This is a genomic window from Streptomyces johnsoniae, assembly GCF_031845565.1.
Taxonomy (GTDB): Bacteria; Actinomycetota; Actinomycetes; order Streptomycetales; family Streptomycetaceae; genus Streptomyces; species Streptomyces johnsoniae.
In genome coordinates this window covers 163485-185835 of sequence record NZ_JAVREV010000016.1, presented here as the reverse complement: position 1 = coordinate 185835, position 22351 = coordinate 163485, and the positions used below count along the sequence as shown (strand labels likewise).

Here is a 22351-nt window from a genome sequence, read left to right as displayed (position 1 = left end):
CCCAGCGCCCTCTCAGCCCCGTGCTCGGAGCTCCCGCGATGTGCAAACTCGCGCTCCCACGCTAACGGCACACCGGCCGGGCTGAACAGTGGGCCTGGCTTTTTACGCGATGATCGGCACGTGACCGAACGCGACGAAGCCACGCTGGAACCCCCCGCCCGCCCGCCTCATCCGCACGGCCACACCCACCACCACGGTGGACCGGTGGCCCCCGTCTCGGGGCATCTGCGCCGGGTGATAGCGGCCGTTCTGATCCCGTTCGCCGGTGCCGTGGTGGCCGGTCTGGTGCTGCTGTGGCCGGGCGGCGCGCCCGAGCAGCACGAGCACACCGGCGTCGGGTTCGACCAGCAGCACGAGCAGGCACGGGTGACCGCCGTCACCGAAGTGCCGTGCGACGAGGTCGGGGTCCAGGTGCCGCGGGGCGTGTCGGGCGCGTGCGAACAGGCGGCGGTCGAGGTGACCTCGGGGCCGCACGCCGGGCGCTCGTTCGAGGAGGTGGTCCCCCCGGACGCGACCCAGCGCTACCACGTCGGTCAGCAGGTGATCGTCGCCTACGCCCCCGACGCGCCCGAGGAGTTGCAGTACCACGTCACGGATGTGAACCGCAAAGTGCCCATGCTGGTGCTCGCGGTGGTCTTCGCGCTCGCGGTGGTCGCGGTGGGCCGGCTGCGCGGGCTGCTCGCGCTCGTGGGCCTCGTGATCAGCTTCGCCGTGCTGACGCTGTTCATCCTGCCGGCCATCCTGCACGGCTCGAACCCGCTGCTCGTGGCCGTGATCGGCGGCAGCGCGATCATGCTGGTGACGCTGTATCTGTGCCACGGGGTGAACGCCCGCACCTCGGTGGCCGTGGTCGGCACCCTGGTCTCACTGGTGCTGATCGGGCTGCTCGGCACGCTGTTCACCGGGTGGGCGGCGCTGACCGGCAATACCGACGACCAGACGGGCCTGGTGCACAGCCTCTATCCGGGCATCGAGATCCGTGGCCTGCTGCTCGCCGGCATCCTCATCGGCTCGCTCGGCGTGCTCGACGACGTGACCGTGACGCAGACCTCTGCCGTGTGGGAGCTGAAGCAGGCCGATCCCAAGGCGAGTTGGCTGCGGCTGTACCGGGCCGGCATGCGGATCGGCCGCGACCACATCGCCTCGGTCGTCAACACGCTGGTGCTCGCCTACGCGGGCGCGGCGCTGCCGCTGCTCCTGCTGTTCACCATCGCGCACAGCAGCGTGGGCACCGTCGCGTTCAGCGAGCTGGTCGCCGAGGAGATCGTGCGGACGCTGATCGGGTCGGTGGGCCTGGTGGCGTCGGTGCCGGTCACGACGCTGCTCGCGGCGCTCGTCGTGAACGCCGACCGGCACCCGGCGGCCGCGGTCCCGCCGCCTACCAGCCGCCACCGGAGGAGGAGGAAGAGGTGAACTTCCGCACCACGAAGATCAGGACGGCGACCAGGGCGGCGAACAGCAGGATACGGAACAGCAGCCCGACGACCCACGTGATCAGGCCGATCAGCAGGGTGCCGAAGACGACGAGCGCGATGGCGGGAATGGCGACCCACCGCACCCACCCCGGCAGTGTCATAAAGGCTTCCTTCATTGCCACGGCTCCTGTTCCGCGCGTGCTTCTGCCCCCGGTGTCCATCCCGATGCTATGCGTGCCGGGGCGGCACCGGGAGTCCCACCGGCCCCGGTCCTCCCCTGAACCGCCCCTGACGCCGACCCTGAGAAGCGGCCTGCCGGGGCGGCCCGGGGCCGCGCTCAGCTCTCGGGCGGGGAGAACATGATGAGCACCCGCAGGTCCTCGGTGATGTGGTGGAACCTGGCCTGCACCCCGGCCGGGACGTAGACCACGCTGCCGCGCGCCACCATGGTCGTCTCCTCGCCGACCGTCATCGAGGCCCGCCCGCTGACCACGAAATTGACGACGTCCTGCCGCTGCGGGCGCTGCGGATCGGACTGGCCCGCGTTCAGCGCGTACAAGCCCACCGACATGTTGCGTTCGCGAAGAAAGCGCAGGTACGCGCCGTCGTTCGCGATGCGTTCCGCCTCCAGCTGGTCCAGCCGGAATTCCTTCATCGGCTCATTCCCCTTGCGCCGCCCGTGCCATCTGAAACGATCTCCTGTATGACAAGCATTTTGGTTCGGTTCCTCGCCAATGCGGTGGCCCTGGCCGCCGCCGTCTGGCTGGTGAACGACATCACCCTGGGGAAGGACGACGCGAGCACCGGCGGCAAGACGGTGACGCTGCTCATCGTCGCGCTGATCTTCGGCCTGGTGAACCTGATCGTCAAGCCCGTGGTGAAGCTTCTGTCGCTCCCCGTGCTGATTCTCACTCTCGGTCTGTTCACCCTGGTCATCAATGCCCTGATGCTGATGCTCACCGGCTGGATCGCCGGCGACTCCTTCGAGGTCGGCGGATTCGGCTCCGCGGTTCTCGGCGGACTGATCATCTCCATCGTGTCCTGGGCGGTCAACCTGGTGTTCGACCGTGACTGACCCGCCCGGCGCCGCCCGCCGGCGGCAGCGGGAGACCGGGGAGGCCAGGGAGGCCGAGGAGGCAGAATGAACGATGTGCGCGCAACGGACATCGCCCGCCGCGTGGCCGCGCTGACCGGCGCGGCCCCCGTCGCCGCGCACCCCGTCTCCGGCGGCGAGATATGCGCGGCCTACCGCGTGGAACTCGGCGACGGGCGCACCGTGTTCACCAAGACGCTGCGCCCGTCGCCGCCCCACTTCTTCGCCGCCGAGGCCGTCGGCCTCGACCTGCTGCGCAGCACCGGCGCCGTGGCCGTTCCCGCCGTGCTGGCCGCGTTCCCCGACCTGCTGGTGCTGGAATGGGTCGACACCGCGGCGCCCTCACCCGCCCAGGCGGAACGGCTCGGCCGCGAGCTGGCCACCCTGCACGCCACGGCCGCGCCGCACTACGGCACCCAAGGACCGCTCTACCTCGGGCCCGTGCCGCTGGACACGCCCGCGCCGCCCGTCACGGAGCCGGCCGGCTGGCCCGCCTACCACGCCGAGTACCGGCTGCTGCCCCTGCTGCGGCTGGCCGTCGACAGCGGCGGCATCGACGCGGCCGACGCCAGGGACGTCGAACGGCTGTGCGGGAGCATCGCGAACGTCGCGGGACCGCCGCAGCCGCCGGCCGTCATCCACGGCGACCTGTGGGCCGGGAACATCCTGTGGACGCCCGACGGCCGCCCGCACCTCATCGACCCGGCCGCCCAGGGCGGGCACCCCGAGGCGGATCTCGCGTTCCTCGAAGGGTCGGACTGCCCTCACTTCGACCGCCTGATCGGCGCCTACGAGGAGGTGCGCCCGCTGCCGGGCCGCCGGGCCCGCGCGCCCCTGCACCAGCTGCACCACGTCCTCATCCACGCGGCGCTCTTCGGCGGCGCCTACGGCCCGGAGAGCGGCGCCGCCGCGCGGGCCGCGCTGGCCGCCTGAGACCCGGCGGGGCGGCGGGAGCAGCGGGGGCGGCAGGGGCGGAAGGCCCGTTTCCGCCCGATACCCGTACACTTGTGCGGCCGGAGGAGGCGCACTGTGAGGGAGGCACCGCGGATGACCGGGGACGGAACACGAGCCGTGCGGGCCGGGCTGCCCGAGGCGGCGGCGTACCAGCCGCCGGTTCCGGGGCCGGTGCTCGCCGCCCACTTCCACCTGCCCGGCGACCCAGCCGAGGCGCCCTACGGGTACGGCCGCGAGAACAACCCGACCTGGGCCGCGCTCGAAGCCGCCGTGGCCGGCCTCGAGTCCCCCGGCACACCGGCCCACGCGGCCGTCTTCCCCTCCGGCATGGCCGCCACCTCGGCCGTGCTGTTCGGCCTGCTGCGCCCCGGCGACACGGCCGTCCTGCCCGCCGACGGCTACCAGTTGCTGCCCCGCCTCCGCGAGCGCCTCGAAACGTTCGGCATCACCGTCCGCACCGCGCCGACCGCGGGCGACGCCCAGCTCGCCGCCCTCGACGACGGCGTGCGGCTGCTGTGGATCGAAAGCCCGTCGAACCCCGGCCTCGACGTCGCCGACATCCGCCGCCTCGCCGCGGCCGCCCACGCGCACGGGGCGCTCGTCGCCGTCGACAACACGCTCGCCACGCCGCTCGGCCAGCGTCCGCTCGACCTGGGCGCCGACCTGTCCGTGGCCAGCGGCACCAAGGCGCTCAACGGCCACGGCGACGTGCTGCTCGGCTACACCGTCACCCGCGATCCGGCGCTCGCCGACGCGCTCAGGGCGTGGCGCACCACCACGGGCGCCATCGTCGGCCCGATGGAGGCGTGGCTGGCCCACCGCGGCATCGCCACGCTCCACCTGCGCGTCGAACGCCAGCAGATCAACGCGCTCGCCGTCGCCACCGCACTGCGCGAACGCCAGGAAGTCGCCGACCCGCGCTACCCGGGCCTCCCCGAGGACCCGGCGCACGCCGTGGCGGCCCGCCAGATGCGGCGGTTCGGCTGCGTGGTCTCGTTCACCCTGCCGGACCGCGAGCACGCCGAACGGTTCCTCGCCGCGCTGCGCCTGGTGGACGACGCGACCAGCTTCGGCGGGGTGCGTTCCACGGCGGAGCGCCGCGGCCGGTGGGGCGGCGACCCGGTGCCCGAGGGGTTCGTGCGGCTGTCCGTCGGCGTGGAGGACACCGCGGACCTCGTCGCCGACGTGCGGCAGGCCCTCGACGCCGCGAACACACCCGCATGAAGGTTTCGCCCCGGGCCCCTCGGGCCACATGAAATCCATGCCCCATGCGGAACCCGTGGTCAAGCGCACCGCCCGTGCCATCCTGCTCGACGGGCCCGACCTCATCGTCATCAAACGCACCAAACCGGGCCGCCCGCCCTACTGGATCACTCCGGGCGGCGGCGTCGAGCCCTCCGACGCCTCGGTGCTCGACGCCCTGCACCGCGAAGTGCACGAGGAGTTGGGCGCCGAGGTCACGGACGTGGTGCCCGCGTTCGTCGACACCGTGCCGCACACGCCGGAGCCAGGCGAACGCACCCCGCCCGGGCTGAAGGTGCAGCACTTCTTCGTGTGCCGCCTGGCCACCATGGACCCGGCGCTGCGGCACGGGCCCGAGGTGGAGGAGCCGCGCGGCACCTACGAGACGGTGCGGCTGCCGTTCACGCCGGAGGGGCTTGCCTCCGTCGACCTGGTCCCGGCCTCACTGCGCGCCTACCTGTCCCGCAACATCGCGGGCGTCCGCGCGCTGCTCGCCGGCGACCTCGCACCGTCGGGCCCCGGCTAGGCCCTGAGCCCAGCTCCGGCGGAAGGACTAACCGAACCAGCCGCCGCCGCCCTCGGCGCCCTCGCCGTGGCTCCTGGCCCGTTCGAGTGCGCGCCGCGCCTCCTCCTGCCACGCCCGCACGTCCGGCGGCGGGGGCGCGGCCGGTGCGGGGGGCGCGGCCGGCAAGGGCGCGGGGGCCAGGGCGCGCGCCGGCAGGGGCGCGGGCGCGGGAGGGACGGCGGGCGCCGGAGCGGGCAGCGCGGGCGCGGCGGGTGCGGCGGGCGCGGCGGGTGCGGCGGGTGCGGCGGGTGCGGCAGGGGCGGCGGGCAGCCCGTTCAGCTCGCGGGTCCTGCGCACCTGCGCCTCGCGGGCCGCCCCGAAGAAGTCCCCGCCCTTGCGCTTGTAGTCGTCCGTCCCCCACTCGCGCGCGGTGCGCCGCGACGCCTTGACCAGCTGCGGAATGTGCTTGGCGCAGTGGATATACGCCTCCACGACGTCGATGCGCACCCACAGCTCCGCGCGGCGGCCCGGCACCGTGTCGGACGGCAGCTCCGGGTGGGCCGCCCGCAGTTCCGCGTCCGGAACGATCCGGGCCGTGCCGTTGATGTGCAGGCCGATCCGCGCCCGGTCGAAGTCCATCAGCAGCAGCCCGGCGCGCGGATTCTCGGTGATGTTGCCCAGGGAGGCGTGCACGCCGTTCCCCCGGTACTCGGGATACGCGAGCGACCGCGGATCGAGCACGTGCAGGAAGCCCGCCGGTCCGGCGCGGAAGCTGTTGTCGCACTCGCCGCGGGCGTCCGAGGTGGCCAGGAAGAACATCTCCTGCCTGGCCACGAACTCGCGCATCCGCTCGTTCAGATGGTCGAGCACCTGCTCGTCGTAGAAACGCTCCGCGCGCCGCTCGGTGCCGAGACGCCGCTGGATGGCGCGCTCGCCCTCACCGCCCGGCCGCGCGGGAAGAGCCGGCAGGTGCCCGCTCCCCTGGCCCATGCCTGATATTCCTGACATTCCGCTACTTCACTTCTTACCGTTTCGGTCTGCTGTTGCGACTCCGCCGTCCGCTGCCGCGGCTACCTGCCGCCCGAAGCAACGAGCGTGCCCAGGAAGTCGTGCCATATCCGGTCCTGCGGAACTCCCGAGGACACCAGCGCGTCCACGCTCTTCCTGATCATCTGCGGCGGCCCCGACAAATATCCGTCGAACTCCCGCCACGGCCCGAACTCCCGTACCGCTTCCGGAAGCCGACCCGCGAATCCGCGGGTTGCCAGCTCGGCGACGACCGGGCGCACGGACAGCCACGGGAGACGCCGTTCCAGATCGAGAAAGGAGTCCAGGTCGTACAGGTCCGCGTCGCGGTTCGCACCGAAGAACACCTCCACCGGTCGGCGCCGCCCGTGCTCGGCGACATCTTCCACCAGCGCCTTGATCGGCGCGATTCCCGTACTGCCGCCCACGCACAGCAGCCCGCGGCTCGACGCGTGGTCCACCGCCATCGACCCGGCGGGCGGCCCGAGTCTTATCACGTCCCCGCGTCTCGCCCGGTGCACCAGCGAGCGCGAAACCCAGCCCGCCGGCACGGCCTTGACGTGGAAGGACAGCAGCCCGTCCGCGCGCGGGCACGAGGCGAACGAGTAGGACCGCCACACCCGCGGCCACCACGGCGTCTCCACGCTGGCGTACTGCCCGGCACGATACGGGTACGGCTGGTCGGGCCGGACGGTGACCACCGCCACCTCGCTGGTGCGCCGTTCGTGGGAGACGATCTCCGCCTGCCACCACGGCGGCGCGCGCAGCTCGTCCTCCGCCGCCGCGTCGATCATCGTCTGGCTGAACACCGTGTACGCCCGGACCCACGCGGCCTCGGCCGCCGCGTCCCACGTCCGCGGGGCGTAGCGCTCCAGCGCGTAGATCAGCGCCTCGCCGACGGCCGGGTAGTGGTCGGCCCGCGTGCCGTACTTGCGGTGGCCGCGGCCGAGATGGCCGAGGTAGTCGGTCAGCCCGACCGTGTCGTCGATCTGCTCGGCCGCCGTCAGCAGCGCGCCGAACAGGCGGTCGCGCTGCGTGTCCATCGCCGGGGGGAACAGCTCGCGCAGTCCGGGGTTGTGCAGGAAGAGCAGCGCGTAGAAGTACGAAGTGGCCTCGTCCGCATGGGGCTCGATCTCGGCGAGTGTGCGCCTGATCGCGACCGCGTCGGGCGAAGGCGCCCGCTTCCCCTGCCCGTTCGCGTGTCCGCTCCCGGTGGTGGTGGCGCCGTCGTCGGCCGATATCGCGGTCATGACCCTGCCTCGCCTCGATCAACTCCCGGTCGCACAGCGTGTCAGCGCGCTCACCGGGAGCGGGTGGTTAACCGGAAACCCGGCCATCGAGCCCCCCGCATCCCATAAACTGAACGGCTTCACGCCTCCGGGATGCGCAACAGACCCTACCGTTACGCGGCTGAGACACAAGCCCCTTCCGGATACGCGCGGTTCATGGGGTTTCTCCCGTTTCCTAGACTGCCGGCATGAATATCACCATGCGGCGGGCCACGGCGGACGACGTTCCCCGCATCGTCGCGATGCTCGCCGACGACGTGCTCGGGGCCGGCCGCGAGGACCCGGCCGACCTCACGCCGTACCTCGCCGCCTTCGCACGCATCGACGCCGACCCGCACCAGCACCTGCTGGTCGCCGAACGGGACCAGGACGCCCGCGTGGTGGGCACCCTCCAGCTCAGCATCCTCCACGGCCTCTCCCGCAAAGGCGCCTCCCGCGCCCTCATCGAGTCGGTGCGCGTCGCCGCGGAAGCCCGCGGCACCGGCCTGGGCAGCGAGCTGATCCGGCGGGCCGTCGAGGAGGCGGAGCGGCAGGGCTGCGCCCTCGTCCAGCTCACCTCGGACGCCACCCGCACCGACGCGCACCGCTTCTACGAGAAACTCGGGTTCCGGCCGACGCACGTCGGCTTCAAGCTGCAGCTGTGACCCGTCCGGCCCGTACCGCGCCCGCCCGGGCTCACCGGCTCACCGGCTCACCGCCAGCCGCCGGGGTCGGTGCCGCCCGGCACCGCGGAGCCCGGCTCGTAGGGCTCCCGGGTGAGGACGAACGAACCCACGTCGAGGTGGTCGGCCGTCCCGTCCTGCCGCCGCACCACCCGCAGCGTCTCGCCCGCGTAGTAGCCCTCGCGTCCCGTCCACGCGCCGTCCCCCGCCGGATCGAAGCGCGAACGCCGCCCGCCGCCCGCCGCGGGGCCGAGCGACAGCACGCCCCCGGCGTGCAGCCGCAGCACGACGGGGGCCGTGCCCCAGTGCCACACGCCGGTCAGCGCGACGAGGTCCGGGTCCGCGTCCCGCGCCGGGCGCCACGGTTCCGGCGGTGCCGGCTCGTGCCGGGCGACGAGGTCGAGCAGCCCGGCCGTCAGGGCCGACGTGGCGACGCCCGACGTCGCGTTCGCCAGCGCCACCGCCCCGAGCCGTTCCTCAGGGGCCGCCCACACGCTCGCGACGTAACCGGGCAGCGAGCCCCCGTGCCCGGCGAGCAGCCGCCCCTCGCGCCGCGCCACCTGGAGGCCGAGCCCGTAGCCGGTGTCCCAGTCCGCCGGTTCAGGTGCCGCCGCGGGCGCGCGCAGCTCCGCCACGCCCGCGGCGCCGAGTACCCGCGGATCGCCCGCGAGCAGGAACGCCGCGAACCTCGCCAGATCGCCGGCCGTCGACCACAGTTGCCCGGCCGCCGCGAGCCGTCCGAGATCCACCGCGGGCTCCGGCTGCCGTACGTCGGCGTACGGGTGCACGGCCCAGCCCGCCGCGTACGGCGCCTCGGGCCGCGCGCCGGTGCGCGTCATGCCCAGCGGCGCGAGTACCTCTTCGCGCAGCACCTCGGCCCAGGGGGCGCCGCGCAGCTTCTCGATCAGCGCGCCGAGCAGGGCGTAGCCGGGGTTGGAGTAGTGGAACCGCCGGCCCTGCGGATGCTTCTGCGGCCGGTCGCCGAAGACGTCCGCGAGCTCGGGGCGCAACTCGCCATCCGTGCGCTCCCACCAAGGCCCGCGCGCCTCCGCCGCGAGCCCCCCGGTGTGCGCGAGCAGCTGAGCGACCGTGGCGCCGCCCCCGTGCGGCGTGGACAGGTGCGCCCCCACCGGATCGCCGAGGTCGAGCAGCCCCTCCTCCCGCAGCCGCAGCACCTGCACCGCCGTCAGCGATTTCGTGATCGAGCCGATGCGGTACTGCACCGTCGCCGGGTCCGCGCCCGGCGGCAGCTCGCCGCGGCCGCCCGTCCAGACCGTCCGGCCCTCCCGCACCACCGCGGCCACCACGGACGGGGCCCGGCCCTCCGCCTGGGTCACGGCGAGCCGGTGGTCGAGGGCCCGGCGGGTGGCGGGCAGCAGTTCTGCGTCTCCGTCTGTCATGCCGCCACTCATACCCCGCCGGTGGCCGCCGCGCCACGGGCGGGCGCCCGACGCCCGTACTCGATCCCGAGTAGCCGCGGATACTCCGTCCGTCAGACGCACCGCCCGGTTTCGGCGCGGGAGCGTGAGGGGCATGTCCACGCTCTCCCGCCCCGCCCGCAAAACGTTCCTCGTCGCCCACGTCGTCGTGTCCGTCGGCTGGCTCGGCCTCACCCTGTGCCTGCTGGTCCTCGCGGTTGCCGCGGCGGTCACCGGGTCCGAGGAGACCTCGGCGGCCGCCTACCGTTCCATGCGCATCTTCGGCGACTGGCTGCTCGCGCCGCTGGCCCTGTCCGCGCTCGCCACCGGCCTCGTGCTCTCGCTCGGCACCCCGTGGGGACTGATCCGCTACCGGTGGGTTCTGATCAAATTCGTGCTCACCCTGATCACCGCTACCGCCTCGGTGTTCGCGCTCCGCGCCGGAATCAACGAGGCCGCCGCCGCGGTCGACGCCGGAACGCCCGTGACCGATCCGGGCGGGCTCGTCATTCCCCCGGCCGTCGCGCTGACCGCCTACCTGTTCATGACCGCGGTCTCGGTGCTCAAGCCCTGGGGCACGACCCGCTGGGGGCGGCGCGCCGCCGCGGCGAACCGGCGCCCCGCGCGAAAAACGGTCGCCGCCCCCGGCGCCGGTCGGACAGGCTGAGGAACGTGACGCCTGCCTCCGCGCCCTCGCCGCCGCCCTCGCCGCCGCCTGCCCCGCCCGCCTCGCTCCCCGTCCGCGTGCTCACCCTCGCCGATCTGACCGCCTGCCTCGACCTGGCCGCCGAACACGGCTGGGCCCGCGAGGAGCACAAGTGGCGGCTGCTGCTGACCGCGGGCCGGGGCGTGGGCATCGACGCGCCCGACCGGCCCGGCACCCTGCTGGCCACCCTCGTCCTCACCTCCTACGGCGAGACCCACCGCTGCATCGGCATGGTGCTCGTCGCGGCCCGCTTCGCACGCCGCGGCGTCGGCCGCCACCTGATGCGGCACGCCCTCGACTCCTGCGGCGGGGCCGCCGTGTTCCTCACCGCCACGGCGAACGGCCGCCCGCTGTACGAGCGGCTCGGGTTCGCGCCCGTCGGCACCGTCACGACCCTCCGCGGCACGTTCACCGGCGCGGCGCCTGCGCCCGCCCCCGCGGGCACGGTGCTGCGGGCGGCCACGGCCGCGGACATACCGGCGATCCTCGCCTACGACCGCCCCGTCTTCGGCGCCGACCGCACCGAACTGCTCACCAGGCTCCCGGCCTTCGCCGACCAGATCCTGGTCGCGCACGCCCCCGGCGGGCGGCTCACCGGCTACGCCGCGGCCTGGCCGAACGAGACCACCACCGTCATCGGCCCCGCCCTCGCCGACGACCAGCCCACCGCGCGCGCCCTCGTCGCCCGCCTGGCCGCCGCCGCGCCGATGCCGGTGCGCTTCGACGTCGACCCGCGCCACCCTGGACTGGCCGACTGGCTGCGCGCCAACGGGCTCACCGGCGACTACGTCTGCACCCTCATGGTCCGGGGCGCCCCTGACCTCCCGGGCGACATCGACCGCCGCTTCGCCCCCTTGTCCGTCGCCCTCGGCTGAGCCGGAGGACCGCCCGCGCGCCGCACGGCCCCGGCCGCGGCGACCCGTCCGATTCGTTCAATACCGGCGGGTCCGCCGCTGCCTAGGCTGCCTCGCATGACACCTCGACTCGACCTCATCGGCATCCTCACCGACGACCTCGCGGCCTCGCTCGCCTTCTACCGCCGCCTCGGCCTCGACATCCCCGCGGGTGCCGACAAGGAGCCGCACGTGGAAACCGTGCTGCCCGGCGGCCTCCGCCTCGCCTGGGACGCCGCGGAGGTCGTCGGCGGCACCGGGCCCGACGCGGTCCCGCCGCCGGCCGGGCGGCGCATCGCCCTCGCGTTCCTGTGCGACGGGCCCGCCGACGTCGACCGGCAGTACGCCGCCCTCGTGCAGGCCGGGTACACCGGGAGCAAGGACCCCTGGGACGCGTTCTGGGGCCAGCGCTACGCCATCGTCCTCGACCCCGACGGGAACGGCGTGGACCTCTTCGCGCCGCTCGCCGCCCCGGCTCAGCCGGGGGACTGACCCGAGGTGTCCCCGACCCGGCCCGCCACCAGGGCCGAAAGGGGCGCCCCGGCGAGGCCCTTCACCTCGCGCGCCAGGTGCGCCTGGTCCGCGTACCCGGCGAGCACCGCCGTCGCGGCCAGGGGCGTGCCGCTCCTTGCCAGGTCGAGCGCCCGCTGCATCCGCAGCACGCGCGCCAGGGTCTTGGGGCCGTAGCCGAACGCCGACAGGCTCCGCCGCCGCAGCTGCCGCTCGCTCAGGCCGAGCCGCTCCGCCGTCTCCGCGACCCCACGGCCCGCGTGCAGCGCGGCCAGCACGGCGGGCCGCCACGCCCCGCCGGGGTCCGCCGCCCGGCGCAGCCGCCCCTCCGCGATCGCCTCAAGCACGGCGCCCGCGCCGCCGCGCGCCGCCGCCAGCCGCTCCGACAGCTCGCGCACCCGCGCCACGTTCCACAGCCCGTCCAGGGGAACGCGCCGGTCCGTCAGCTCGTCCGCGGGCACGCCGAGCACCGCGGGCGCCGCCCCAGGCGCGAAGCGCAGCCCGGTGGCCTCCTGCCCGTGCACCACGGTGAACACGTGGGCGCGCGTGTCGGGCCCCGCCACGAACAGCCGTCCCGCGCCCCAGATCAGATCCACGCAGCCGTCCGGCAGCACCCGGCCGGACGAGTCGGCATCGCCCCGGCTGCTCCACACCACCGCGCCGTCCCCGAAGCGCGCGGGACGTTCCCGGTACATGCCCCCAGGATGCACCATGGCACGCTTGTTCCCATGCGGCAGCTGGCCCTGATCACCCTCGTCGTCCCCGACTACGACGAGGCCATCGCCTACTACACCGGCCGCCTCGGTTTCACGCTCCGCGAGGACACTCCGCTGGGACCCCCGGAGCCCACGGGCAAACGCTGGGTCGTCGTCGCGCCGCACCCCGACGCCGCCACCGGCCTGCTCCTCGCCCGCGCCGCGACCGGGCACCAGCGCAGCAGGATCGGCGACCAGACCGGCGGGCGCGTCGGCTTCTTCCTGCACACCGACGACTTCGACGGCGACTTCACCCGCCTGACCGCGGCGGGCGTCACGGTCGTGCGGCCACCGCGGAGCGAGCCCTACGGCACCGTCGCCGTCTTCGCCGACCTCTACGGCAACCTCTTCGACCTCATCCAGGCCGCCCAGGGGGACGGCAGGCCCTCCGCGTAGGCGCGCAGGAGTTCGAGCAGCCGGTTGCCCGGCTGCGCCGACCAGTGTCCGCCGCGCGTGTCGGGCGGGGTGGGCAGCCGGGCGACGGCCCAGGCCAGGTGGTGCGTGAGCACCCCGGCCGCCCACGCCCGCCCGGTGTCCGCGTCCGGCAGCCCGCCCAGGTATCCCGTCAGGACCTCGGGCACCCGGCGCAGCGGCACCTTCGCGAACTCCGCCGCCGGATCGGCCAGCGCCGCGTCCCCCCAGTCAAGCAGCGCCACCAGACCGCCGCTCCGCCCACCGAGCACCAGGTTCGCCGCCGACACGTCGCCGTGAATCAGCACGGGACCCGGCGGCGCCGGCCGCGCCGCCGCGAGCTCGGCCAGCCACCCCGTGAGCCAGGCCCCGAGACCCGCACTCAGATACCCGGCCGCCACCAGCCGTTCGATACCGGGCGCCGGGTCCGCCGGCTCATCCCGCGGCACGCCCGCCGCCACCCCGGGCGGGACGGACGCGCCGTGCAGCAGCGCCAGTTCGCGGCCGAGCTCCCGGTACGCCCGCGGGCCCGGCTCGTTCGCCGCCCGCCCGTGGGCCCGCCGCAGCACGGCCCAGGGGCCCGGCAGGTCCTCGTCCCCCTCGCCGTACGCCACCAGTTCGGGCGTGCGCAGGCCGAGCCCGGTCGCGAACGGCACGACCAGCGCCTCCTTGCGCAGATCCGCGGCGCAGCCCGGCTCCGGCCTCGCCACCTTCACCACCAGGTGCTCGCCCAGCAGGAAGACCGTGCCGGCCACCCCCTGGAACGGCGCGGGCAGTACCTCGTCCGCGCCGATCCCGTGCCGCCGGGCCAGCGCGCGCACCGCGCGTGGGACCGGGAGGCCGCCCTGGCTGCCGCCGTTGCCGCCGTTGCCGCCGCTCATGCGCGGGGACCTTACCGGCCACGCTCCGTACGCGCCCTCAGGGGGCGTACGGCGGCCGGCTCCGCCGGCCCAAGTGGTCGTGCACAAGACCGAGCAGCCGGATCAACTCCCGACGCTCCGCTGGCGACAGCGGCGCGAGCAGCGCCTCCTGCGTCCGGCCGAGCGCCTCGTCGGCCCGCTCCAGCTGGCCGCGGCCCTCCGGTGTCAGGGTGATCACATTGCGCCGGCGGTCGGCCGGGTCGGGGCTGCGCACGACCTGCCCGCTCGCCGCCAGCTCGTTGAGGGCGGCCACCACGTCGCTCCGGTCGATGCCGCACCTGCGGCCGAGCGCCGCCTGACTGGCCGGGCCGAACTCGGCCAGCGCGGCGAGCAGGGCATGGTGGTAACGCCGGGTGCCGATCGAGGCGAAGGCCTCCGCGACCAGCCGACCCGAGTGCGTCGCCGCGTGCGAGAGAAGCCAACTCACCCTCCCCCGCAGCCGCTCGGGAGCCCGGTCACCGGCCGCCGTATCCATGGCCATGACCCTAACAACCCTGTGCTCAGAAGCCGCCCTCCATGTTGACGAAGCGCGAGTAGTGCCCCTGGAAGGCCACGGTGATCGTGGCGGTAGGGCCGTTCCTGTGCTTGGCCACGATCAGGTCGGCCTCGCCCGCGCGCGGCGACTCCTTCTCGTAGGCGTCCTCGCGGTGCAGCAGGATGACCATGTCCGCGTCCTGCTCGATCGAACCGGACTCGCGGAGGTCCGAGATCATCGGCTTCTTGTCCGTGCGCTGCTCGGGTCCCCGGTTCAGCTGGGACAGCGCGACCACAGGCACCTCCAGCTCCTTCGCCAGCAGCTTCAGGTTTCGCGACATCTCGGAGACCTCCTGCTGCCGGCTCTCCGGGCGGCGGCTGCCGCCGGTCTGCATCAGCTGGAGGTAGTCGATGACGATGAGCTGAAGGTCGTTCCGCTGTTTCAGGCGGCGGCACTTGGCCCGGATCTCCATCATCGACAGGTTGGGCGAGTCGTCGATGTAGAGCGGAGCCTCGTTCACCTCCGCCATCTGCCGGGCCAGCCGGTTCCAGTCCTCGTCCGTCATGCTGCCCGAACGCATGTGGTGCAGCGCGACCCGCGCCTCGGCGGAGAGCAGGCGCATCGCGATCTCGTTCCGCCCCATCTCCAGGGAGAAGATCACGCTCGGCAGCTTGTGCTTGATCGAGCACGCGCGCGCGAAGTCGAGCGCCAGCGTCGAGTTGTGCGTGGGGACCATCGAGCGGGTGGCGAGATACAGGTGATTCACACTGTCCACCTGGACACAGCGGACCGGCACACTGGCGACCTCCCGGACACCGGTGATGACCCGCTGCCCCAGTTTCGCCGTCCCTGGGCGCCTACGCTCCTCATGGACCCGCCGCTTGCGTTCCAGCGCGAACACATCATCCGTGGGTGTGAACGTGATGAGGTACGCGGTGGAGGAACCCACGGATCGCCCCTTGACCGGTTTGGTCCGCACCCCACAGCGATAGCCGAGGCCGACGATCAGCTCACGCAAGCCCTCGGCCAGGCTTCGGCTGGTCAGCGCAAGCTGCACAGAGCCGGTGTTCGTGACCGTCCCATCCGTGTCCAGCAGGCCCGCGAGGAGTGCCCTGCGCTGTGCGACGGACCCGCGCAGATAGCTCATCGGAATGTGCTTGTTGCGCAGCACGCCCAGATCCCGCAGCCGCACGAGGAGGCTGCCGTACCTCCGCGAGCAGGAGGCACAACGAGGCTCGGAGGAGGCCGAGAAGCAGGTTTCGCCGCAATCCACGCACGCGGTGTGGGGTTGGGGAGCCGAGACGAACCGCGCCCTGCCGCCACAGGAGCGGCCACAGGTCCGCACATGGGCGAGCTTGGGCACGAAGGGCTTTCCGCAGACCGCGCACGTCCGCTCGACCGGCTCGGGGGCCCGGACGGCGAAGCGCAGGGCATAGGTGATCGACGTCCCCACCCGGCGGACGTCGAAGCCCTCGTCCGCGATGCGGCGGACGAGCTCCGCGTCCGCCGAGGTGATCCTGGCGGCGGCACTGTGACCGTCCCCGAGCCAAGCGCCCAGGACGTACGGGGCAATCGGCAGGTCCTGCTGGGGCAGGCAGAGCGGGGCCGAGTTCCGCACGGTGTGGTTGTGGCGGGCATCGGTCGTGGGGCAGTAGAGGGTTTCGGCGATTTCCTTGGTGGTCCTGACCGCCGCCGGGACGCGCGCGGACCTGCGCGAAGCCCTGGTGTCCGTGAGCCACTGGTGATCCGCGTCGGCAATCACGGTCGTGCCGTCGTCGAACGCCACCTCGTAGCACGGTCGTCCGGTCATCACATCGGTGGCTTCCACCACCCGCGTCGGCTTTCCCGACTCGTCGAGCAGATAGTCGCCCGACCGTACCTCGCCCATGGTGGTCCACCCGGTGGGGGTGGGCAGCGGGGTGTCGAGCGCCAGCGCCTTACCCATCGCGGGCCGCGCCGCGATGACGATCATCTGGCCCGGATGCAGCCCGTTCGTCAGGGAGTCCAGGTCCGTGAAGCCCGTCGGCACGCCGGTCATCTCGCCGCTGCGATTGCTGATGGCCTCGATCTCGTCGAGCGCGCCCTCCATGATGTCGCCGAGCGGCATGTAGTCCTCGGCCGTCCGCTGCTCGGTGACCGCATAGATCTCGGCCTGCGCGGAGTTGACGATGTCGTCCACGTCGCCGTCCGCCGCGTACCCCATCTGGGTGATACGGGTGCCCGCCTGCACCAGCCGGCGCAGCACCGCACGGTCGTGGACGATCTCCGCGTAGTACTCCGCGTTGGCCGCCGTCGGCACCACGTTGACCAGCGAGTGCACGTAGCCCGCGCCGCCGACCCTGGCCAGCTCGCCGCGTTTGGTCAGCTCGGCGGAGATCGTGATGGGGTCCGCGGGCTCGCCCTTGGCGTACAGGTCGAGGATCGCCGTGTAGATCGTCTCGTGCGCGGGTTTGTAGAAGTCGAGACCGCGCAGGACCTCGACGACGTCGGCGATGGCGTCCTTGGACATCAGCATGCCGCCGAGCACCGACTGCTCGGCCGCGAGGTCCTGCGGAGGAACGCGCTCGAAGGCGGCGCGCTCCTCGTCCCCGCCGTCCGGGCTGTGCCGCGGGCGCGCCACGGGCGGCGGCTCCCCGGTGTCGGGCCCGCCCCACGGCCCCGCGTGCTCGTCGAGATCAGCCACCGACCCCGCCTCCCTCCGGCCTCGAACCGCCGCGCACTTCCCATTCCTACGGCACAGCTCTGACATTCTCGCCGAGCGAGGGCCTACGCTACGGCCCACGGACGGCACGACCAACCGGCAGGTCCGGGCAGAGTTATCCACAGGCTATGTGGATGTCAGACCACGCCCTGTGAACTACCGGCCGATTCCTGTGGACAACTCGGCGGACACACCGGCGCGGCCGGCTTCCCGCGCCCCCTCACATGCGCACTGACGTGCGCTTTTACCTGCTCGTTCCGGGGCGGCAGCCCGACCGGGCCCGTCTCGGCGGGCTCACGTCAACGACCGCAGACCATCACACCGCAGCCTTGAAAGGTAAGGGCCCATATTCCATTGCGTCCATTACCTGTGGATGTTTGGATCGGACCATGTCCCCAGCGTCACCGACCGCCGCTCCTCCCGGCCGGAGCCGGCGGAACCGGGCCGCCAGGCGACAGGACCGCGAGATACTCCGGCTCGCCCTGCCCGCCTTCGGCTCCCTCGTCGCCGAGCCGCTGTTCCTCATGGCCGACAGCGCGATGATCGGCCACCTCGGCACCCCGCAGCTCGCCGGACTCGGCGTCGCCGCCGCCCTGCTGACCACCGCCGTCAACGTCTTCGTCTTCCTCGCCTACGCCACCACCGCCGCCGTGGCCCGCAGCGTCGGCGCCCGGGACCTGTCCGCCGCCATCCGCCAGGGCATGGACGGAATCTGGCTCGCCGTCATCCTCGGCGCCGGCCTCGTCGCCTTCCTCGTCCCCGCCGCGCCCGCCCTGGTCGACCTCTTCGGCGCCTCCTCGTCCGCGGCCCCGCACGCCGTCACCTACCTGCGCGTCAGCGCGCTCGGCATGCCCGCCATGCTGATCGTCCTCGCCGCGACCGGCGTGCTCCGCGGTCTCCAGGACACGCGCACCCCGCTGTACGTCGCCATCGGCGGCTTCTCCGCCAACATCGCGCTCAACGCCCTGTTCATCTACGGCCTCGACATGGGCATCGCCGGCTCCGCGTGGGGCACCGTGCTCGCCCAGTTCGGCATGGCCGCCGTCTACCTCGTGGTCGTCGTGCGCGGGGCGCGGAAGCACGGCGCGACGCTGCGCCCGAGCGCCACCGGCATCCGCGCGAACGCCAAAGCCGGCGTACCGCTGCTGGTGCGGACCATTTCCCTGCGCGGCGTGCTGCTGATCGCCACCGCGGTCGCCGCACGCCTCGGCGACACCGATATCGCGGCCCACCAGATCGCGCTGACCCTGTGGACGCTCCTCGCGTTCGCCCTGGACGCCATCGCCATCGCCGGCCAGGCCATCATCGGCCGCTATCTCGGGGCCGACGACGCCCCGGGCGCCCGCGCGGCCTGCCGCCGCATGGTCGGCTGGGGTGTGGTCGCCGGGGTGGTGCTCGCGGTGCTGGTCGCCGCCGCCAGCCCGTTGATCCTGCGGCTGTTCACCGGCGATCAGGACGTGCGCGACCAGCTGCTGCCGGTACTGCTCGTGGTGGCGCTGACCCAGCCCGTGGCCGGCGTCGTGTTCGTGCTCGACGGCGTGCTGATGGGCGCGGGCGACGGGCCCTACCTGGCGTGGGCGATGCTGCTGACGCTCGCGGTCTTCACGCCCGTCGCGCTGCTGGTGCCCGTGGCGGGGGGCGGGATCACCGCCCTGTGGTGGGCCGTCGCGGGGCTGATGATGGGCACCCGGCTGATCACCCTGGCGCTGCGGGCCAGGACCGGCCGCTGGGTGGTCACCGGCGCCGTGCGCGCCTGACCTGGGCTTCGACGTCCGCGCGGCCGGGCCCCGAGGATCGGGGCCCGGCCGCGGCGGTGCTCACTTGGCGGCTTCCACCTGGATGCCGACGCCGGCGACGACCTCCGGGTGCAGCCGGACCGAGATCCGGTGCGAGCCGAGGCTCTTGATCGGCGTGCTCAGCTCGATGCGGCGCTTGTCCACATCGGGGCCGCCCGCCGACTTGACCGCGGAGACGATGTCGGCCGGGGTGACGGAGCCGAAGAGGCGTCCGCCGGAGCCCGCCCTGACCTTCAGCCGGACGGTCACGCCCTCCAGCTGGGCCTTGACGTCGTTGGCCTGGTCGATCGAGGCGATCTCGCGGATCTTGCGACCGCGGCGGATCTGCTCGACGTCCTTCTCCCCGCCCTTGGTCCAGCGGATCGCCGCCCCGCGGGGCAGCAGGTAGTTGCGGGCGTACCCGTCCTTCACCTCGACGACGTCGCCGGCGGTGCCCAGACCGGAGACCTCACTGGTCAGGATGATCTTCATGACGCTTCGGTCCCCCTTTCCTAGCGAGCGGTGGACGTGTAGGGCAGCAGCGCCATCTCACGGCTGTTCTTCACGGCCGTGGCGACGTCACGCTGGTGCTGGGTGCAGTTGCCGGTGACCCGGCGGGCACGGATCTTGCCACGGTCGGAAATGAACTTCCGCAGCAGATTGGTGTCCTTGTAGTCGACGTAGGAGATCTTCTCCTTGCAGAACACGCAAACCTTCTTCTTCGGCTTGCGCGCGGGCGGCTTCGCCATGGTGTCTCTCCGGTGATGTCAAAAAGAAGTGGGTGCTGGGCGGGGCACGGCCCCGCCCCGCCGCCTAGAAGGGCGGCTCGTCCGAGTAGCCACCGCCGGAACCACCGCCGCCCCAGCCGCCACCGCCGCCGCCCTGCTGGCCGCCTGCCGGGGCACCGGTCGCCCACGGGTCGCCCGCGGGTGCGCCGCCGCCCTGCTGACCGCCCTGCTGGCCGCCGCCGGGGCCGCCGCCCCAGCCGCCACCACCGGGGCCGCCGCCCTGGCCGCCGCGGCCCGTGGTCCTGGTGACCTTGGCCGTGGCGTTGCGGAGACTGGCGCCGACCTCGTCGACCTCCAGCTCGAAGACCGTGCGCTTGACGCCCTCCCGGTCCTCGTACGACCGCTGCTTGAGGCGGCCCTGCACGATGACGCGGGTGCCCTTCGTGAGCGACTCCGCGACGTTCTCCGCCGCCTGACGCCAGACCGAGCAGGTGAGGAACAGGCTTTCGCCGTCCCGCCACTCGCTGGTCTGCCGGTCGAAGATCCGCGGCGTGGAAGCGACGCGGAACTTTGCGACTGCCGCCCCGGACGGGGTGAAGCGCAGCTCGGGATCGTCGACCAGGTTGCCGACGACCGTGATGACGGTCTCGCCTGCCATGGGGGTACCTCTCGGCGCGGGTTAACTGCTGATGCTGCGATGATTACTTATGGCACTGACAGTGCTACTCGGCGTCCCGCGCTCAGTGGGTGGCGGGGCGGAGGACCTTCGTCCGCACGACCGACTCGTTCAGGTTGAGCTGCCGGTCGAGCTCCTTGACGACGTCCGGCTCGGCCTGGAGGTCGATGACGGAGTAGATGCCCTCGGGCTTCTTGTTGATCTCGTAGGCAAGACGGCGGCGGCCCCAGGTGTCGACCTTCTCCACCTTCCCGTTGCCCTCGCGGACGACGGAAAGGAAGCTCTCGATCAGGGGGGCGACGGCGCGCTCCTCGAGATCGGGGTCGAGGATCACCATCAGCTCGTAGTGACGCATGCGAAAACCCACCTCCTCTGGACTCGGGCGGCCACGGACGATCCGTGGCAGGAGGGTCGTGATGCGTTCCGCTCCGGCCGGTCCGCGTGGCCGCGGACCGGAAGGGACGGACAGTACACCGTACCCGCCCCCGGCCTTCCGGTTGAAATCCGGGGCGGGACGGTAGCAATCCGGACAGTCGGGTACACGAGCGGCAACGGGCGGGACGGCGCCGCGCCGCCCGTTCACGTCCGGAGTTCGTGAGTCCTGGAGTCCTGGAGTCCTGGAGGTGCCGTCATGGCTCATCTGGCGCATCCGACGACCTATCTGAACACCGACGGCCGCGCGCACCCGGTGGAGAACCGGTTCGCCACGGCCGCCCTGCTGCTGGGCCTCGTCGCCGTCGCGGCGTCGGTTCTGCCCGGATTGCACCTGATCAGCAGCTGGGTGGGCCTGGCCGGGATCGGCTTCGGCGCGTGGGCGCAGCTGATCTCCGCGACGACCGGGCAGCGGTTCCTCGCGGTGCTCGGCCTGGGGGCCGCGGGCCTCGGGTTCTATCTGGGCATGGCCCACGGCGGCCTGTTCGGCGGCTGGCTCGGCTGACACAGGCGGGCGAGGGCGGGGGGTGGGGCGGGACCGCGGCGTCCCGCGGCGTCGGCCGCGCCGTTAGGCTTCCGGCCAGACCCTGCGATTGACGCCGGAGGAGCCCCCCGTATGAGCCTGACCCTGAGGACCATCAGTCGCGAGCAGCATCTGGCCTACATCGGTTCGCTGCCCTCGGCGAGCCACATGCAGGTGCCGGCGTGGGGTGATGTGAAGGCCGAGTGGCGCTCCGAGTCGATCGGCTGGTTCGACCGCGCCGGCCAGCAGGTGGGCGCGGGCCTGGTGCTGTACCGGCAGCTGCCGCGGCTGAAGCGGTACCTGGCGTACCTGCCGGAGGGCCCGGTGATCAACTGGTACGCGCCCAACCTCGATGAGTGGCTCAAGCCGATGCTCGCGCACCTCAAGCAGCAGGGCGCGTTCTCGGTGAAGATGGGTCCGCCCGTGGTGATCCGGCGGTGGAACGCCGCGGCGGTGAAGGCGGGCATCCAGAACCCGGACGTGAAGCGGCTGCGGGACGTCGAGGCGACGTTCATCGAGCCGCGCGCCTTCGAGGTGGCGGACCGGCTGCGGCGCATGGGCTGGCAGCAGGGCGAGGACGGTGGCGCCGGGTTCGGCGACGTGCAGCCGCGGTACGTGTTCCAGATCCCGCTGCGCGGCCGTTCGCTCGACGAGGTCCACAAGGGCTTCAACCAGCTGTGGCGGCGGAACATCAAGAAGGCCGAGAAGGCCGGCGTCCAGGTCGTGCAGGGCGGCTTCGACGAGCTGCCGGTGTGGCAGCAGCTGTACGAAGTGACGGCGGAGCGGGACAAGTTCCGGCCCCGGCCGCTGATGTACTTCCAGCGCATGTGGCGGGTTCTGAACGAGGAGGACCCGGACCGCATGCGGCTGTACTTCGCCATGCACGAGGGTGAGGCGGTGGCCGCCGCGACCATGCTGATCGTGGGCGGCCATGTGTGGTATTCGTACGGTGCGTCCGCCAATCACAAGCGCGAGGTGCGGCCGTCCAACGCGATGCAGTGGCGCATGTTGCAGGACGCGTACGCGCTCCAGGCGGACGTGTACGACCTGCGGGGTATCGGTGACTCGCTGGAGGACAGCGACCATCTCTTCGGTCTGATCCAGTTCAAGGTGGGGACGGGCGGCGAGGCGGCCGAGTATCTCGGTGAGTGGGACTTCCCGCTGAACAAGTTGCTCCACAAGGCGCTCGACATCTACATGTCGCGGCGCTGACCGTCCACAGGGCTCACGAGAGAAAGGGTC

General features: G+C 72.9%; 26 protein-coding genes. 13 read left to right on the top strand and 13 right to left on the bottom strand.

What is annotated here, in order from left to right; genetic code table 11:
• The first annotated feature begins 120 nt into the window (after positions 1–120).
• Positions 121–1413, top strand: coding sequence for a YibE/F family protein (locus RM779_RS26040; RefSeq protein ID WP_311620192.1), 1293 nt, complete (start codon positions 121–123; stop codon positions 1411–1413).
• On the opposite strand, the gene RM779_RS26035 is transcribed toward RM779_RS26040, so the two are convergent.
• Together RM779_RS26035 and RM779_RS26030 are read right to left on the bottom strand one after the other, a co-directional pair.
• Complete coding sequence (locus RM779_RS26035) at positions 1379–1591, bottom strand: DUF5326 family protein (RefSeq protein WP_077060186.1); 213 nt, start codon at positions 1589–1591, stop codon at positions 1379–1381. The genes RM779_RS26040 and RM779_RS26035 overlap by 35 nt on opposite strands.
• 161 nt (positions 1592–1752) lie before the next feature.
• Entirely contained in the window at positions 1753–2070 is a 318-nt protein-coding gene (locus RM779_RS26030; protein WP_311620191.1) for a cupin domain-containing protein, read from the bottom strand.
• A gap of 48 nt (positions 2071–2118) precedes the next feature.
• On the opposite strand from RM779_RS26030, the gene RM779_RS26025 reads away from it, so the two are divergent.
• The 4 genes from RM779_RS26025 (at position 2119) to RM779_RS26010 (ending at position 5230) form a co-directional block, all read left to right on the top strand.
• Positions 2119–2490 carry a phage holin family protein gene (locus tag RM779_RS26025; protein ID WP_311620190.1) on the top strand — a complete coding sequence of 124 codons (372 nt, stop codon included), beginning with the start codon at positions 2119–2121 and terminating at the stop codon, positions 2488–2490.
• A 66-nt stretch (positions 2491–2556) separates the two neighbouring features.
• On the top strand, positions 2557–3441 hold the full coding sequence (locus RM779_RS26020) for a fructosamine kinase family protein (RefSeq protein WP_311620189.1): 885 nt from the start codon (positions 2557–2559) through the stop codon (positions 3439–3441).
• A gap of 114 nt (positions 3442–3555) precedes the next feature.
• Complete coding sequence (locus tag RM779_RS26015; protein WP_311620188.1) at positions 3556–4686, top strand: cystathionine gamma-lyase; 1131 nt, start codon at positions 3556–3558, stop codon at positions 4684–4686.
• Between the two features lie 37 nt (positions 4687–4723).
• Entirely contained in the window at positions 4724–5230 is a 507-nt protein-coding gene (locus RM779_RS26010) for an NUDIX hydrolase (RefSeq protein ID WP_311620187.1), read from the top strand.
• Positions 5231–5257: 27 nt separating this feature from the next.
• Here RM779_RS26010 and RM779_RS26005 read toward each other — a convergent pair whose 3' ends face one another.
• A complete protein-coding gene (locus RM779_RS26005) occupies positions 5258–6199 on the bottom strand; it encodes a pyridoxamine 5'-phosphate oxidase family protein (RefSeq protein WP_311620186.1) in 942 nt (313 codons plus the stop codon).
• Between the two features lie 80 nt (positions 6200–6279).
• Positions 6280–7485, bottom strand: coding sequence for a globin domain-containing protein (locus RM779_RS26000; RefSeq protein ID WP_077060180.1), 1206 nt, complete (start codon positions 7483–7485; stop codon positions 6280–6282).
• Positions 7486–7712: 227 nt separating this feature from the next.
• Here RM779_RS26000 and RM779_RS25995 point away from each other — a divergent pair, with 227 nt between their 5' ends.
• Positions 7713–8168, top strand: coding sequence for a GNAT family N-acetyltransferase (locus RM779_RS25995; protein WP_311620185.1), 456 nt, complete (start codon positions 7713–7715; stop codon positions 8166–8168).
• Between the two features lie 47 nt (positions 8169–8215).
• On the opposite strand, the gene RM779_RS25990 is transcribed toward RM779_RS25995, so the two are convergent.
• Entirely contained in the window at positions 8216–9586 is a 1371-nt protein-coding gene (locus RM779_RS25990) for a serine hydrolase domain-containing protein (protein WP_311620184.1), read from the bottom strand.
• Between the two features lie 133 nt (positions 9587–9719).
• On the opposite strand from RM779_RS25990, the gene RM779_RS25985 reads away from it, so the two are divergent.
• The 3 genes from RM779_RS25985 to RM779_RS25975 all read left to right on the top strand — a co-directional run bounded on the left by RM779_RS25985 (position 9720) and on the right by RM779_RS25975 (position 11695).
• Positions 9720–10271 (top strand): DUF2269 domain-containing protein, encoded by a 552-nt coding sequence (locus tag RM779_RS25985; RefSeq protein ID WP_311620183.1) that lies wholly within the window; start codon positions 9720–9722, stop codon positions 10269–10271.
• 5 nt (positions 10272–10276) lie between these two features.
• Positions 10277–11185: a GNAT family N-acetyltransferase gene (locus RM779_RS25980; protein WP_311620182.1), complete on the top strand. Its 909-nt coding sequence runs from the start codon at positions 10277–10279 to the stop codon at positions 11183–11185.
• A 96-nt stretch (positions 11186–11281) separates the two neighbouring features.
• Positions 11282–11695, top strand: a complete 414-nt coding sequence (locus RM779_RS25975; protein ID WP_311620181.1) for a VOC family protein — start codon at positions 11282–11284, stop codon at positions 11693–11695.
• On the opposite strand, the gene RM779_RS25970 is transcribed toward RM779_RS25975, so the two are convergent.
• Positions 11680–12408: a DUF6597 domain-containing transcriptional factor gene (locus RM779_RS25970; RefSeq protein ID WP_311620180.1), complete on the bottom strand. Its 729-nt coding sequence runs from the start codon at positions 12406–12408 to the stop codon at positions 11680–11682. The two genes, RM779_RS25975 and RM779_RS25970, sit on opposite strands and share 16 nt — an antisense overlap.
• 33 nt (positions 12409–12441) lie before the next feature.
• Between RM779_RS25970 and RM779_RS25965 the strand changes: the two genes are divergently transcribed.
• On the top strand, positions 12442–12864 hold the full coding sequence (locus RM779_RS25965) for a VOC family protein (protein ID WP_311620179.1): 423 nt from the start codon (positions 12442–12444) through the stop codon (positions 12862–12864).
• Here the strand turns inward: RM779_RS25965 and RM779_RS25960 are convergent.
• Genes RM779_RS25960 through dnaB form a run of 3 tightly spaced genes read right to left on the bottom strand, consistent with a single transcriptional unit; the run spans position 12804 to position 16957 of the window.
• Complete coding sequence (locus tag RM779_RS25960) at positions 12804–13760, bottom strand: aminoglycoside phosphotransferase family protein (protein WP_311620178.1); 957 nt, start codon at positions 13758–13760, stop codon at positions 12804–12806. The genes RM779_RS25965 and RM779_RS25960 overlap by 61 nt on opposite strands.
• Positions 13761–13797: 37 nt before the next feature.
• Entirely contained in the window at positions 13798–14274 is a 477-nt protein-coding gene (locus RM779_RS25955; protein ID WP_311620177.1) for a MarR family winged helix-turn-helix transcriptional regulator, read from the bottom strand.
• 25 nt (positions 14275–14299) lie between these two features.
• On the bottom strand, positions 14300–16957 hold the full coding sequence (dnaB, locus tag RM779_RS25950) for a replicative DNA helicase (protein WP_311620176.1): 2658 nt from the start codon (positions 16955–16957) through the stop codon (positions 14300–14302).
• A 407-nt stretch (positions 16958–17364) separates the two neighbouring features.
• Between dnaB and RM779_RS25945 the strand changes: the two genes are divergently transcribed.
• Positions 17365–18732 carry an MATE family efflux transporter gene (locus RM779_RS25945; protein WP_311620175.1) on the top strand — a complete coding sequence of 456 codons (1368 nt, stop codon included), beginning with the start codon at positions 17365–17367 and terminating at the stop codon, positions 18730–18732.
• Positions 18733–18792: 60 nt separating this feature from the next.
• On the opposite strand, the gene rplI is transcribed toward RM779_RS25945, so the two are convergent.
• The 4 genes from rplI to rpsF all read right to left on the bottom strand — a co-directional run bounded on the left by rplI (position 18793) and on the right by rpsF (position 20509).
• On the bottom strand, positions 18793–19242 hold the full coding sequence (gene rplI, locus RM779_RS25940) for a 50S ribosomal protein L9 (RefSeq protein WP_311620174.1): 450 nt from the start codon (positions 19240–19242) through the stop codon (positions 18793–18795).
• A gap of 20 nt (positions 19243–19262) precedes the next feature.
• Positions 19263–19499 (bottom strand): 30S ribosomal protein S18, encoded by a 237-nt coding sequence (gene rpsR / locus RM779_RS25935; RefSeq protein ID WP_003978893.1) that lies wholly within the window; start codon positions 19497–19499, stop codon positions 19263–19265.
• Positions 19500–19563: 64 nt separating this feature from the next.
• A complete protein-coding gene (locus tag RM779_RS25930) occupies positions 19564–20136 on the bottom strand; it encodes a single-stranded DNA-binding protein (RefSeq protein ID WP_077060172.1) in 573 nt (190 codons plus the stop codon).
• Between the two features lie 82 nt (positions 20137–20218).
• Positions 20219–20509: a 30S ribosomal protein S6 gene (rpsF, locus tag RM779_RS25925; RefSeq protein WP_077060171.1), complete on the bottom strand. Its 291-nt coding sequence runs from the start codon at positions 20507–20509 to the stop codon at positions 20219–20221.
• A 276-nt stretch (positions 20510–20785) separates the two neighbouring features.
• On the opposite strand from rpsF, the gene RM779_RS25920 reads away from it, so the two are divergent.
• Both RM779_RS25920 and RM779_RS25915 read left to right on the top strand, forming a co-directional pair.
• The gene (locus RM779_RS25920; RefSeq protein ID WP_311620173.1) at positions 20786–21091 is read left to right on the top strand and encodes a hypothetical protein; all 306 of its coding nucleotides are present in this window, start codon (positions 20786–20788) and stop codon (positions 21089–21091) included.
• 111 nt (positions 21092–21202) lie between these two features.
• On the top strand, positions 21203–22321 hold the full coding sequence (locus tag RM779_RS25915; protein ID WP_311620172.1) for a lipid II:glycine glycyltransferase FemX: 1119 nt from the start codon (positions 21203–21205) through the stop codon (positions 22319–22321).
• The last annotated feature ends 30 nt before the right edge of the window (positions 22322–22351 follow it).